12 protein-coding genes and 1 other RNA gene are annotated in these 13,662 nt (G+C 38.1%); 3 read left to right on the forward strand and 10 right to left on the reverse strand.

Annotated elements, in window-relative coordinates:
• Positions 1-160: 160 nt before the first annotated feature.
• The gene (locus tag COD92_RS01560) at positions 161-853 is read left to right on the forward strand and encodes a Crp/Fnr family transcriptional regulator (protein WP_098530454.1); all 693 of its coding nucleotides are present in this window, start codon (positions 161-163) and stop codon (positions 851-853) included.
• 42 nt (positions 854-895) lie between these two features.
• Here COD92_RS01560 and COD92_RS01565 read toward each other — a convergent pair whose 3' ends face one another.
• The 8 genes from COD92_RS01565 to COD92_RS01600 form a co-directional block, all read right to left on the reverse strand.
• The gene (locus tag COD92_RS01565) at positions 896-2,821 is read right to left on the reverse strand and encodes an ATP-dependent DNA helicase (RefSeq protein ID WP_098530453.1); all 1,926 of its coding nucleotides are present in this window, start codon (positions 2,819-2,821) and stop codon (positions 896-898) included.
• A gap of 34 nt (positions 2,822-2,855) precedes the next feature.
• Positions 2,856-3,992, reverse strand: coding sequence for a THUMP domain-containing class I SAM-dependent RNA methyltransferase (locus COD92_RS01570; RefSeq protein ID WP_098530452.1), 1,137 nt, complete (start codon positions 3,990-3,992; stop codon positions 2,856-2,858).
• A gap of 166 nt (positions 3,993-4,158) precedes the next feature.
• Positions 4,159-4,560: RNase P RNA component class B (gene rnpB, locus COD92_RS01575), an RNA gene on the reverse strand.
• Between the two features lie 79 nt (positions 4,561-4,639).
• The gene (gene gpsB, locus COD92_RS01580; RefSeq protein WP_098530451.1) at positions 4,640-4,942 is read right to left on the reverse strand and encodes a cell division regulator GpsB; all 303 of its coding nucleotides are present in this window, start codon (positions 4,940-4,942) and stop codon (positions 4,640-4,642) included.
• Positions 4,943-5,071: 129 nt separating this feature from the next.
• Entirely contained in the window at positions 5,072-5,635 is a 564-nt protein-coding gene (locus COD92_RS01585; protein ID WP_098530450.1) for an SLOG family protein, read from the reverse strand.
• Between the two features lie 125 nt (positions 5,636-5,760).
• Entirely contained in the window at positions 5,761-6,153 is a 393-nt protein-coding gene (locus COD92_RS01590) for a CotD family spore coat protein (RefSeq protein ID WP_098530449.1), read from the reverse strand.
• A 387-nt stretch (positions 6,154-6,540) separates the two neighbouring features.
• The gene (locus tag COD92_RS01595; protein WP_098530448.1) at positions 6,541-7,800 is read right to left on the reverse strand and encodes a ribonuclease H-like domain-containing protein; all 1,260 of its coding nucleotides are present in this window, start codon (positions 7,798-7,800) and stop codon (positions 6,541-6,543) included.
• Positions 7,791-10,094 carry a DEAD/DEAH box helicase gene (locus tag COD92_RS01600; protein WP_098530447.1) on the reverse strand — a complete coding sequence of 768 codons (2,304 nt, stop codon included), beginning with the start codon at positions 10,092-10,094 and terminating at the stop codon, positions 7,791-7,793. The genes COD92_RS01595 and COD92_RS01600 overlap by 10 nt, the downstream gene beginning before the upstream one ends.
• A gap of 171 nt (positions 10,095-10,265) precedes the next feature.
• On the opposite strand from COD92_RS01600, the gene COD92_RS01605 reads away from it, so the two are divergent.
• Positions 10,266-10,964 (forward strand): Crp/Fnr family transcriptional regulator, encoded by a 699-nt coding sequence (locus COD92_RS01605; protein ID WP_098530446.1) that lies wholly within the window; start codon positions 10,266-10,268, stop codon positions 10,962-10,964.
• Positions 10,965-11,002: 38 nt separating this feature from the next.
• Here COD92_RS01605 and hcp read toward each other — a convergent pair whose 3' ends face one another.
• The gene (hcp, locus tag COD92_RS01610) at positions 11,003-12,301 is read right to left on the reverse strand and encodes a hydroxylamine reductase (protein ID WP_098530445.1); all 1,299 of its coding nucleotides are present in this window, start codon (positions 12,299-12,301) and stop codon (positions 11,003-11,005) included.
• Positions 12,302-12,470: 169 nt separating this feature from the next.
• Here hcp and COD92_RS01615 point away from each other — a divergent pair, with 169 nt between their 5' ends.
• Positions 12,471-12,974, forward strand: coding sequence for an Hsp20/alpha crystallin family protein (locus tag COD92_RS01615; RefSeq protein WP_255286649.1), 504 nt, complete (start codon positions 12,471-12,473; stop codon positions 12,972-12,974).
• 71 nt (positions 12,975-13,045) lie between these two features.
• On the opposite strand, the gene COD92_RS01620 is transcribed toward COD92_RS01615, so the two are convergent.
• Complete coding sequence (locus COD92_RS01620) at positions 13,046-13,600, reverse strand: YppG family protein (RefSeq protein WP_255286648.1); 555 nt, start codon at positions 13,598-13,600, stop codon at positions 13,046-13,048.
• Positions 13,601-13,662 lie beyond the last annotated feature (62 nt).

Genomic DNA, 13,662 nt, shown 5'->3' on the forward strand with positions numbered 1-13,662 from the left:
TTTAAAGTGAAGTACCTCATCAACTCTAAGTGATTTTTTCCACACCAATGAGAATGGGTATCAATAATTTTAGCTACTATGATGGAGGTCACATAATTCCAAGGTAAACACTGCTAAAATGTAACTAATTGAAATGACTTACTTATATGAGGTGAAATTAATGGAACATGAAGATATTGTAAGAAGATTATCAAGAGTGCCGATTTTTAAAGAGTTATCAGCTACAGAACTTGATCCGATTGTAAAAATTACCCAAACGCGTTTTTATAAACATAAAATGTATGTCTTTATGCAGGATGACCCTCTTGATCGAGTGTTCTTTATTCACTCTGGTAAAATTAAAATCTATAAATCAGATTTTATGGGGAAGGAACAATTAATCTCTGTTTTAGAACCAGGCGAAATGTTCCCTCATGCCGGTTTTTTTAGGAAGGGCAATTTCCCTGCGTATGCAGAAGTAGTGGAGGATGCTCAGCTTATCGTAATTCCTATTGATGGGTTTGAAAAAATATTAATATCTTATCCGGAATTATGTATTAAGCTCTTTAAGGTATTAGGCGAAAAGATTGTGGACTTACAAGGAAGGCTAGAAGCGCAGGTACTTCATAATACTTATGAACAAATTATATTATTGCTTATCAGGTTATGTAAATCTAACGGGGAAAAAGTTGAGGGACTTTATAAATTAACTACTCAATTTACCAATCGTGAATTAGCCAATATGATTGGAACCTCAAGAGAGTCCGTCAGCAGAACGATTAATCAAGTGAAGAAGAAATCATTGGTTTCCCAGGATGGGGATGGGTTTTACTTAATTAATCGGGAAGCACTTGAACAGGAATTATTCTATTAAAAAAGTAAGCGGAAGAAAATGTATCTTCCACTTACTCTTCATTTAATCTTCAATTGGCTCAGTCGGCAAAACAGCTTTTATTTCTTGTAATATATTCAAATCAATATCACCATCAAGAAGAATATAAACCGTTCCTTCGTCCTTTTCAGACCTAATTAACCGCCCAATTCCTTGACGAAGCCGGAGAAGCATATAGGGTAAGTCTACTTCCAAGAATGGATTATTAAGCCCATTCTTTTTTGCGGTAAAGACTGGATCATTGGGCGGAAACGGAAGTGAAAAAATAATTACATTTTCTAACGACCTGCCCGGTATATCAAGCCCTTCCCATAAATGGATCGAACAAAGCACAGCATGTTCTTCATTTTGAAATTTCGAAACTAGCGTGCTAATCTCCTCATCTCCTTCAAAATAGACAGGGTAAGGAATTAAATCCGGCAGCTGCTTCTTTAGGTAAAACATTTCTTCATTGTTATTAAGGAGGATTAACGCTCGACCCTCTGATTGGTGAATTTTGCTGATTACATATTTAACTCTCTCTTCAAGGCTTTCTTGTAGAAGACGAGGCAAATATATTTTCATCTTTTCATCATAATCAAACGGCGAGGCAACTGAAAAGGATAAGTATTCGCTCACACCAAGACTATTTGCCATATAATCAAAAGACTTATGATTTGAAAGTGTCGCTGAGGAAAAAATAAAAGGCTTCTTCTGTGAGAATACTTCTTCTCGCATAACTTCCTCGACCATTTTAGGCATGATAACTAGGGTGCGTTCTCCACCCTTTTCTTCAAACCAGGTGATCCCGTTTAGTTCTTGAAGAAATAAAGATAGTGAATAAGTAATTTGTTCTAAATACTCCTCGACAATCTTTAAATCATATTCATTAATGACATATAACTCACTCTCAAAGACAAGTTCTTCTTCAAGAGCCTGTAGCGTTGACAGCAGCTTTCGGCAGGTTTTCATCACTAACGGATGCTTGGTAATGACTTGTTTTTCTGAACCTTTTGATTGAGAAGAAAATTGAGAGATGGCATCGAAAAATGCCTCATTTGCTAAAAGTGCCTCTTCAATCGTATACAACGTTTTTTCGCGCACTTCATTTTCCATTAATCTTGTTAGTAAGGTATCTAATGTATAATCTGTAAAACGATAGCTTAAAGCTTTCTGTGCAGCATATTCGAGCAAGTGGCCTTCATCAAATACGACAGAAGAATGATCCGGTAAAAGAGGAAGCTGGCCTTCTCTCTTTCGTGACTCCTTAGTCCAGATATGTTCCATATAAAAATCATGTGAACAGATGATTAAATCTGTTGCATGTCGATAAAACTCACGGTGTAATGTTAAGCCACAGCGATGACGTTTATCACAAGAAAAGCAATCCTGCAGCGCATCCCAATTCACATTACCCCATACCTCATCTGACAGAGAAGGAAAATCCCGTCTATCACCATATCTTTCAAAAGACTGCATTGATCCAACAGAATGAACAAAATCAGGAAGTTTTTGATACACCTCCGAAATCTCATCTGAAAAATCATTATTTTTAACCTGATCCAGCTTTTTTAAACAGAGATATTGGTCCCTCGATTTTGCCAAACGAACATCAATCTGTAAGTCTAAAATCTTCTCAAGTTTTGCAATGTCGCCTTCTTTTTTTACCAGCTGTTCTATTAAGGTCTCGTCAGCACAAGCAATCACGGCAGGCCTATTCGTATAACGGGCATACATTATGGCATAAAGTAGATAAACAATGGTTTTCCCCGTTCCTACTCCTGCCTCAGCAAACATTACTTTTTTCTCTTTAAAGGCTTTTTCTAATTGAAAAGCCATATAAATCTGCTCATCACGCAGTTCAAAACCCGCCTCAGGTAAAATATCATAAAATAGGTCGCCAATCCATTCCCCTAACTTGTCATAAAAAGACTCAGTTTTGGAAATTTCAAACGGCATCCGATTTTGCATGATAACCCCTCCCCCATTCATCTACTTCAAAAAATTATTGCCGTGGGGGTTTTTTGCCCCAGTATTGATATAGGTCTGTTCGAATGAATCCATTAAACAGCTTCCGTTTCTTGGTTGCAGGTTTACCGTAAAATTGCTCAAAATCTTCATTCGAAGTCATGATATAAATGGACCAGGTATCGAGCTTACTAAAAGCCTGTCCCATTTCCTTATACATTTGCTCCACTGCCTTTTTATCCCCTAGCCGCTCACCATATGGCGGGTTTCCTACAATGACACCATACTCCTTATTAGTGGATATGTCTCGTACCTGCATTTGTTTAAAATTAATTAGATCACCAAAACCAGCCTCTACAGCGTTGCCTTCCGCAATTCTAACCATGCGATGATCGATGTCAGAGCCGGTAATGTCTAATGGCTGGTCATATTTTGCCAGGTCCTCCGCTTCCATCCTAGCATCATGCCACACTTTTTCGGGTATCCATTTCCAAGCTTCAGAAACAAATTCTCTGTTAAATCCGGGTGCAATGTTTTGCCCAATCATGGCTGCTTCAATTGGAATAGTTCCTGATCCACAAAAAGGGTCAATAAAGGGTCGGTCAGCCTGCCAATTCGTTAGCATCACGAGTGCGGCCGCCAATGTTTCCTTTAGCGGTGCCTCACCTTGATCAACTCGATATCCTCGTTTATGAAGACCGCTGCCACTGGCATCAATGGTAATGGTCGCAACGTCCTTTAACAAAGCCACTTCAATTCGGTATAGAGCACCATTTTCCTCAAACCAGGAATTACGATTATAATGTTTTTTCAAACGTTCAACCACGGCCTTTTTAACAATAGCCTGACAGTCTGAAACACTAAACAACTTTGATTTAACAGACTTTCCGATTACCGGAAATTCTGCATCCTCAGGTAAAAATTGTTCCCAGGGAAGCGCCTTTGTCTTTTCAAACAGTTCGTCAAAGGTAAAGGCCTTAAATTCTCCAACCTTTATCTTAATGCGGTCGGCTGTTCGCAGCCATAAATTACTACGTGCAATGGCTGCCTCATCACCTGTATAGGTAACCTTGCCATTTTCCACTTCACAATCATAGCCAAGTGATCGAACCTCTTTAGCTACTAAGGCTTCTAATCCCATCGCTGCAGTTGCAATTAATTGATATTTTCCCATGTCTTCACCCTTAAATATTTCATATGTATGTAAAATCATGCTAATCGTTCAGCTTGTCGCTTACATTATTGACAAAATGAAGGAAACGAATGCAGTAATTTGCAATAAAAAAGCTCCCCATATTAGGAGAGCCCTTAATATCCAGCATTTCTTGACATTAATAACGTTCTGTAAGCCATGTTCTGTACCATAGTACTGCAAGCGACTATTAGGTCTCGTACTTAGGTGGTAATCATCTATCTACAGATTCAGAAAGAACCTGTCTTTCTCCTTGTTCAATTCCTCAGAGAAAACGCCCCTACCATAATTTGGGTTTCTCGCTCGTGGGGTTTACCCGTTCCACCCTTTCTGTTTCCAGAAAGGCTACGTCACTGTGGCACTTTTATAGGTATTCATACCATATCCAGATGGGACTTAGGTATTTTCCCGGCCGTCAACTGAATGCTAGACTCAGCTGCCCTAGCTTATGAATTCACTAGGCACGAACACTACGAGCATCGCAGCTCGTGCGAGCATGGACTTTCCTCAACGATTCGCGAAACGCTCATCGCAGCGATTACCCGAACGTCATTAATGACACCTTTTTATTATATGTATTTCTTGTTCAATATACAATGGTTTTTATTAGGAAACAGCGGTACAAAATGTTAATCGTAAAGTTTATTACCAAATACATGCTTTTCTAGATTAGACAATCTTTTCAAAATATCAAAATTGGTCGTACCAGCTGGCTGTGCCACCGGCTGCCTTTTGGATGTGTCTTCAAGCTGCTTACGAAGCCTAAGGTTCTCTTGCTGTAGATCCTCAATTTCTTGATGGAACGTTTCATAATCTTTAATAATTAAATCTAAAAATTTATCCACATCTTCTTGCCTATAACCACGAACACCTGTTTTAAACTCTTTTTCTAAAATATCCTTAGCTGTTAATTTGACCTTATCAGCCAACATTCAAATCACCTCAAGTTTAGCCAATCATTACCTTTTATTTTTCCAAAAATATGTCCTTTTGTCAATTTTCTTTTACATTCAGAATTTGTGCAGTCATTTCATACTATGGGGAGAAGCTATAAATATTCCTTAAAAGTCAGAGTGCTTGAACTGCTCTTCCTCAACAATCATTTGCAAATCATTAAAAGTTATTAATTCTACCCGATAGTCGTGCTTTTTTTTGTACTCTAATGCTAATTCGTATAAGTATTTAGGACTTCCTTCTTTTTCATGATCATACATCATTAACAGGCCGTCACTTTTTTCAACAAAGAATTGATTTTTCAAACGAAATTGCCATGGCTTTTCATAGACCTTTTTCGTTACAGAATCAGCAAAGTCCGCTTGCATTAAAATCGTTTCATACCACTCTTTATTAGTTTCATTCCATTTCGATTCCTGTTCTAAAAACGGTGTAATGACGGCAAGCTTTAACTTAGGATACTCAGATTGTAAGTCAAAGACCACTTCGGCCGCCCAAAGTTCTACACCTAGTTGACCGCTGATTAATATCCACTCTAATTCTTCTTCTTCAATCATTGGCAATAAAGCCTTCTTTATGGCTGCCTTGATATATAGAACAGATGGATGATCCTTATTAAATACCCCTAATTCAAAAGGTTTATAACCTGAAATGGCTAAAACTTTTAGCAAACTAGTTCTCCTTTTTAAAAAAATTTTTAAAAATGGGACAAACATTTTATTATAAATAACATACCATATAATAAAAAGAAATAAAAAACAAGGGCTAAGAAGCCCTTGCGATGACATCCCTAATACTATCGTCTGCGGCCCATATATGGTCCAGGGCCAGGGCCAAATCCTGGTGCGCCTGGGCCAAAGCCAGGACCTCCCATTCCACCAAAACCAGGACCTCCCATTCCACCAAAACCTGGTGCATTTGGTACTGCATTTGGCATTGGCGCTGCTATTGGCGCTATTGGCGCTGGTGCCGGTGCACATGGGTTACAGCAGTTGATGTGCTGATTGCAGCACTCTTCTGCACATGATGCGGTTTGCGGACAGTAATGTTTATGTTGATACATATGGTGGTTCACTGTGGTTGTATGAACCGGATGAATATGCGGCACCACCGTTGTTGAAAAAGTATGGTTCACGATTTGTTGCGTCGGATGAATGACTGGAGGTAAAAAATTAGTTCCTAGATACATATAATAATCTCCCTTCAAATATTCTGTTTACATTAACAGCCTATGTAAAAGGAGCTACTCTTGTACTAATGAAAATACCTATTTTTCGTTATGGAAGCTATATTTCTTATAACATAGTATAAAAACTGTCTTTTAGGCTTGTAAACACAACGGCAGTCAAACAGACGACAATAAAAAATAAGAAAAGAATTGCTTTATACATACTACCAGCTCCATATATTTTATAGTCGTTTTTTTCTCAACTCAATTTTCAATTTTACCTTTTTCAACTATGATAAACAATATGGAAATGCTGGTTTTCTTAATAAAAATGTTAAAATTTTGTGTCACAAAATCAAATAATCTAAAATAATGAAATGACTAAACTGAAATGTGCGAACGATGCGTTTATCCATGATATTTTGCATATTTTTGTTCCAAGCGTCTAAGTCGGTTCTGAAGCTGGTCAAATATAGGTTTGTGCATGTTTATTGGATCAATAATGACAGAGTTAATGGCTTCTTGGCAATACCTAATTGCTTTTGAAAGGTCTTTATGCCTATGCTCAAATATTTTGGCCAGCTCTACACAGGCTTCTGCCCTGATTTGTAGATCCTCGGATTCAACAACCTCCAAAAACAACTCTTGCGCGCTGTTCCAATTACGTTCCTTTTTTTGCTGATAGGCTAAAATTAGCTTTGCCTTTGTTGATGTTATATCCTGTTCTTTAGTTAAAGTCGTTAATACCTTTTTCGCTTGTTCCGTTTCTCCTAAACTGGCAAACCAACGTCCTACCTCATACGTTTCAGGGCGTGATTGATTCCGGTCTGTTCCGGTGATCTGGAATGTCAGATGAGTATACAACGTTACAAGGGATAAAATGTCAATTTCATTATGTTTAAGGATACCAATCATTCCATCAGGTTGTTTACTTTCTATAAAGTCAAAATATATGATAGGAGCCAGATATCCAGGAATATCATTCAACCTTTCTACCCCTAATACCTCTTTTTCAACAATGGACAACTTCATTCTGTCTAATTTATGCTTCCAAAGTCTTCTAGCCGCGTGAAAAAGATCAAAGTGTCCGAACGCAGGCAGTTTTGGGACATGTTCTCTAACTAGCGTATGTCGTGTTTTTACTTGCGGCCAATCAAACGATTTTCCATTATATGTGACAAGGGTTCGATAGTTCACTTTTTCCAAAAAACTTTGATAAAGAGGGACCTCAGCACCTGGATTCGGCAGAATGTGCTGCCTTAAAATAAGCTCATCGCCTAAAACGCTGGCATAACCAAGAATAAAAATAGTATTTCCTACCCCGCCGCCAAGCCCGGTCGTTTCTGTGTCAAAAAAGAATAATTCTTCTACACTATGCCCTTTAGATGATAATGGATGGATAATTTCGCTTTCATTCCAGCTATTGACCGCAGTTCGTAATTCATCAAAACGATAAAGCCCATGCTGATATGCAAGCGGGTATCTTACTTCTCGAATGAAACAATAATTTCCATCTAAAAAATACGGAGTGACTTTTTCTTGTTCCCATTTATCAAGAAATGGGATTTCAATGGCAGGTACCTCTGGAAGAAGTTTTGGTTCTTTTTCAGAATAAGTACTAATTGAAAGATGCGGTTTTAAACGGTTCAATTTATTCTTTAAAGACATGACTCAACTTCCTCACCTGAAAGTGGAGTGTAGAGGAACGTCTCAAGAATGTTAACTGTATCTTTTTTGACCGTTTGACCAACAGTATCAGCGCCAATACACGATGGACATCCTGACTGACATTGACATTGATGAATCATTTTTAATGACTCATGAAAAACCTCTGACATTCCTGTATATATTTTTTCACTCAAACCAATCCCGCCCGGATAACGATCATAAAAGAAAATCGTCGGTTTTTCATTATGATCTGCCTTAACTTGGGGAATAACGTGGATATCCGAAGGATCAGCCATGACAAATAAGGGAGCAATATGATTTAGAGCATGCGCAGCGCCAATCAGACCTTGCTCGAGACGTTCTTGCCCCATTTCAGCTAACGGTTTATTTAATGACATCCAGGCTGCATTCGTATGAAGCTCCTCCTCAGGGAGGTGAATCGGACCAGATCCAATGTTTTCATGTGTCTCAAATTTTATTTTTTTAAAAATAGTAGCCATCGCCCTGACACTGACATCGCCATAGCCTATTTCTGCCTCAGGGAGTGTTTGAAGTTTATCTACTTCTAAAACCTTTAATTGAACTGCCAGGTTGGCATCCGTAAAATAGTCTACGTCAACCTCCCGAACAAATGCCTTTTTCTCATCCCAATCAAGTTTTTCAACCTGAAATTGTGTCCCCTGATGCAAGTATATAGCTTCATCATGAAGCAGCGTCATTGCAGAAAAGCGATCCATCTCACCAATGACCTTAACATGAGCTATATCAGATTGATCGACGATTATAACGTTTTCTTGTGAGGCCGAACGTAAACTAATATTATGAGCCGGAAAAGAATCATTCATCCAAAAAAATTTATCCCCATTTCGGTAAAGAACACGTTCCTCTGACAAGTATTCGAGTAACTCATCTGTTTCTACATTTCCAAATCTATCACCAGTCTTAAATGGTAGTTCATAGGCGGCGCATTTCATATGATCAATTAAAATAATAAGATTATCAGGATTAATTCTAGCCGTTTCAGGGCTTTTATTAAAAAAGTAATCAGGGTTTTGGATAATATATTGATCAAGCGGGCTGGAACTAGCAACCATTATCACTAATGCCTCGCCATGTCTCCTGCCAGCTCTTCCTGCTTGCTGCCATGCACTCGATATTGTCCCTGGATAACCAGTCATAATACAAACCTGCAGCTGTCCAATATCGACTCCCAGTTCAAGCGCATTCGTGCTGACAACCCCATAAATGTCCCCTGAACGCAAGCCCTTTTCAATTTTCCTTCGTTCTGTTGGTAAGTATCCGCCGCGATACCCCATAATTGATTTTGCTCCCAACTTATTTTTAACTAATTCCTGCAAGTAAGTTAGGATAATTTCTACTCTCACTCTGCTTCTAGCAAATACGATAGTTTGGATCTTATTTTTCAAGAGCTCACCGGCGATCTTACGAACTTCAAGTGTTGCACTTCTACGAATATTTAATGGCTTATTAACAATTGGAGGGTTATAGAAGAGAAAATGCTTGGTTCCACTTGGAGCACCATTATTATTTATCAGGGTCATTTTCTCTTCCGTTAGTCTCTCCGCAAGCTCTAGAGGATTGGCTATAGTAGCAGAGGTGCAAATAAATACAGGACTGCTTCCGTAATATTGGCAAATTCTCTTTAACCTTCTGATTACATTGGCAACATGACTGCCAAAAACACCCCGATATGTATGGAGCTCATCGATGACAACAAATTTAAGATTCTCAAACAATGAAACCCATTTTGTATGATGCGGCAGAATAGCGGAATGCAGCATATCTGGGTTGGTAATCACCACATGCCCTGCCTTTCTTACCTTTTGCCTAATATTTGCTGGTGTATCCCCGTCATACGTATAACTGTTAATATCAGCACCGGAAGCTTCAATTATTTCATTTATCTCACTTTTTTGGTCTTGTGCAAGTGCTTTAGTTGGAAAGATATAAAGTGCTCTTGCATTTGGATTTTCCAAAACGGTTTGTAATACCGGCAAATTGTAGCAAAGTGTCTTCCCAGAGGCAGTAGGAGTAACTGCCACAATACTATGACCCGAGTTAATTTCCTCATAAGCTGATTTTTGATGTGTATAAAGATGATCTATTCCTCTGGTATTTAGAGATTTCTTTAAAACAGGATGCAGATTCTCTGGCAATTCTACAGTTTGGGCAGTCTGCTTCTCAATTGTATGCCATGTGACAATATTTTCTTTAAACTCATGATTTATTTTTAGATCTGCAAGGATTTCCTGCAGGTTTTTTTTCAGCTTCATGTTCTCACCTCATTACTCCTATTTTACCGAATAAACGTTCGTTATTAAAGATATAAAACAAAATTTAATACATTAACAAGATTGAAACCTTTTTCCATTATGATAGAGTAAACGATAGGAGCAAAATTTGTTACAATAGAATAAAATGCACTGGACTTGAAAGGGGTCTATATGAAAATTGAAGATATTAAACGGGTACTAGGTGATTTTACCCTCTTCCGCGAATTAAACGATTTTGAATTAACTAAAATAGCGAATATTTCGATCGCCAGAGAGTGGAAGAAACATAGTCATGTCTTTCTCCAAGGTGATCCGCTCGAAAACGTCTATTTTATCTTCGATGGAAGAATAAAAATTTATAAAAGTGATGTAAGTGGTAAAGAACAAATCGTTGCGATTGCAAAAAAAGGAGAAATGTTCCCTCATGTCGGGTTCTTTAGAAAAGGGGATTATCCTGCCTATGCTGAAGTGCTAGAACCCTCTACACTGATTACAGTCCCTATTTCAAAATTTGAAAAGGTATTGATTGAAAATCCTGAGCTTTGTATTAAAGTGTTTAAGGTGCTTGGAGAGAAAATTGTTGATTTACAAAATCGCTTGGAGGAACAAATTCTAAACAATACATATGAACAAATCGTTAAACTTCTTATTCGTCTGGCTCAGAAACATGGAATTGAACAGCCCGATGGGACGATTCTTCTAAAATCAGAGTTTACTAACAAAGATCTTGCCAATATGATTGGTACAACAAGAGAAACCATTAGCCGGACATTAACTAAAATGAAAAAAGACGAATTAATTGAAGTGGATCCTGATGGGAACATGATTCTCGATATCACTATTCTAATGCAGGAATTGAATTTACTATAATAAAAACACCGCAGCCTTTGTAAGCTGCGATGTTTCTGTTAATTTGTATGAAGCTGAAGCATGTCTTCCATATCTTCTTTCGCTGTACCAATTAATTTAAGATTAAATGTATCCTGAAGAACCTGAAGAACTCCTTCTGAAATAAATTCAGGCGGTTTTGGCCCAATTCTAATGTCTTTAATTCCTAAACTGAATAGTCCTAATAAAATCGCTACTGCTTTTTGCTCAAACCAAGATAGGACGATACTTACTGGTAATTCATTGACTTCACATCCGAACGCATCTGCTAATGCTAAAGCGATTTTCACAGTCGAGCCGGAATTATTACATTGACCTAAATCGATATACCTAGGGATGTTTGTTCCTGGTACAACACCATAATCAACATCGTTAAAGCGGAATTTACCGCAGGAAGTCGTTAATATAACTGTCTCTGGAGGAAGTGATGTAGCAAGCTCTCGGTAGTATTCACCGCCTTTTCCAGGTGCGTCACATCCTGCAATAACAAAGAAACGTTTAATCTTACCTGCTTTCACTGCTTCAATGACCTCTGGTGCTAATCCTAAAACAGTCTCATGGTGGAATCCAGTGAGTAATGTTTCTTCTGATTCTATCGCTGCTTCAGGAAGCTCCAATGCTCTGTTAATTAATGGGGTAAAATCATCATTCACAATTTTTTCAACATTCTCAAGACCAGCAACTTCATAGGAGAACATCCGGTCAGCATAAGTACCCTTAATTGGCATTACACAGTTAGTTGTAGCAAGAATAGCTCCTGGGAACTTTTCAAATAGGCGGCGTTGATCGTACCAAGCTTTACCTATATTACCTTTTAAATGCGCATATTTTTTCAGGGCAGGATATCCATGAGCAGGCAGCATTTCAGAGTGTGTATAAATATTAATTCCTTTTCCTTCTGTTTGTTTTAATAATTCTTCTAAGGCGAATAGGTTATGCCCCGTAACAACAATACACTTGCCCTCAATTTTATTTTGACTTACGCGAATTGGTTCTGGAATTCCTAAACGTTTCGTATGAGCCTCATCGAGCATTTCCATTACGCGGACAGCAGATTTGCCTACCTTCATAGCCATATCAATATGTTCTTGTACATTAAAGTTTGAATTAGTTAATGTCATGTAAAGCGCTTCATGTGTTGTCGCATCCACAAATGGGTCCGTATACCCCAGTTGGTTGGCATGTGTTCTGTAGGCCGCAATTCCTTTTAATCCAAAAATAATTGTATCTTGTAAGCTGGCGATGGTTTCATCTTTACCACAAACACCGATAACCTTACATCCGCCAGATGGTGTTTGTTCACATTGATAACAGAACATGTAACTTCCCCGCTTTCATCAGTTTTCTTAACTAGACTACAAATTTTTTCACATCATTAGTGTGATTTAAATCACATCAGTTGAGTTTGTAACAAATTGTTCAATAACTTGTGACGAACTTATGTCGACACCTACCTATTTTTCTCCGCATATGATATGGAGTAAACTAATGGAAAGAGAGGGAATTATCATGTCATCCATGCTTCCGAGTGATAAAAATAACCATAAACCCCAGCTGCCGGAACCTTTCAAGGATATATTTAAATCAATGAATGACTTTTTCACTGATAAACCAATGCGGGGATTTTTACAATCTATTGATGATTTTTTCAAATCTCCTTTTCCGGTTGGTACAGGTTTTCAAGTTGATACAGTTGAAACAGGATCGGAATATATTATTTCAGCAGAGCTCCCTGGTGTGCAAAAGGAGCAAATCCAATTAAATATTTCAGGAAACTATTTAACCATCTCCGTCGAAAATAAGGAATTAGAGACGGAAGAAAACGACCTTACCCACGTTTATCGTCGAAAATACGTTCGGCAGCAAGCTTCTAGAACGATCGCCCTGCCACATGCTATCAATGAGAATTTGGTTAAGGCTTCGTACCGTAACGGCTTATTGCAAATCCGCATTCCTCAGGAAAAAGGAAAAATAATAGATATAGAAGAATAACCGATTTTTTTAGCTTCCTTATATATGAAAAAGACGGCTGCCAATAGCCGTCTTTTTTTCCTCTAAAATGGTTAACTTTTAAATATTCCTCCAAATCCTTTAACAAGCGAGGATACTTGGTTTACTGCATTCATCATTTGCCCTGCTGTATTCACCATTTTATTAATGTCAACTGATCCATCTTGTGATTTGAAGGAATTCATTAGCGATTTCATTCCACCTGGTTGTTTTGGCATGAAACTGTTTTTGGGATAGGGATTCATTACCGGATATCCATTCATCGGCATATATGACTGTTGAACCATGTCATCCTTCGGCTGAAGCGGGTTTTGAAATAGAAACTGGTTATCCTTTTGCGTATATTGAGCTTGATAATTCATATTTTGCGGTACAAAGCCCGGTTGATAGGTTTGACCAAATGTCTGCATTTGCTGCGGGTAATAAGGGTTGGGCGGGTAATAGGGCATCATATTATAGTTCTGGGGTTGAGTTTGATAAGCACTCGGCTGGTTTCGGCTCATATATGCTTGAGGGTTCAATTGTTGTTGTGTCATCGGTACTTGGTGCATCATTTGCCCCGAGTATCCATAATGAGCAAAATGATTTGGTCTTGGTTTACCAAACATGGGCAAACATCTCCTCTTTATAATTCTCTATTACACATTATGAAGGTTAGAGATGAATGGTG

The sequence above is a fragment of the Bacillus sp. AFS037270 genome, assembly GCF_002585305.1.

Coding starts and splice junctions, on each gene's coding strand:
- COD92_RS01560 (WP_098530454.1), top strand. CDS start 161: ATGGAACATGAAGATATTGTAAGAAGATTATCAAGAGTGCCGATTTTT.
- COD92_RS01565 (WP_098530453.1), bottom strand. CDS start 2,821: ATGCAAAATCGGATGCCGTTTGAAATTTCCAAAACTGAGTCTTTTTAT.
- COD92_RS01570 (WP_098530452.1), bottom strand. CDS start 3,992: ATGGGAAAATATCAATTAATTGCAACTGCAGCGATGGGATTAGAAGCC.
- gpsB (WP_098530451.1), bottom strand. CDS start 4,942: ATGTTGGCTGATAAGGTCAAATTAACAGCTAAGGATATTTTAGAAAAA.
- COD92_RS01590 (WP_098530449.1), bottom strand. CDS start 6,153: ATGTATCTAGGAACTAATTTTTTACCTCCAGTCATTCATCCGACGCAA.
- COD92_RS01595 (WP_098530448.1), bottom strand. CDS start 7,800: ATGTCTTTAAAGAATAAATTGAACCGTTTAAAACCGCATCTTTCAATT.
- COD92_RS01600 (WP_098530447.1), bottom strand. CDS start 10,094: ATGAAGCTGAAAAAAAACCTGCAGGAAATCCTTGCAGATCTAAAAATA.
- COD92_RS01605 (WP_098530446.1), top strand. CDS start 10,266: ATGAAAATTGAAGATATTAAACGGGTACTAGGTGATTTTACCCTCTTC.
- hcp (WP_098530445.1), bottom strand. CDS start 12,301: ATGTTCTGTTATCAATGTGAACAAACACCATCTGGCGGATGTAAGGTT.
- COD92_RS01615 (WP_255286649.1), top strand. CDS start 12,471: ATGGAAAGAGAGGGAATTATCATGTCATCCATGCTTCCGAGTGATAAA.
- COD92_RS01620 (WP_255286648.1), bottom strand. CDS start 13,600: ATGTTTGGTAAACCAAGACCAAATCATTTTGCTCATTATGGATACTCG.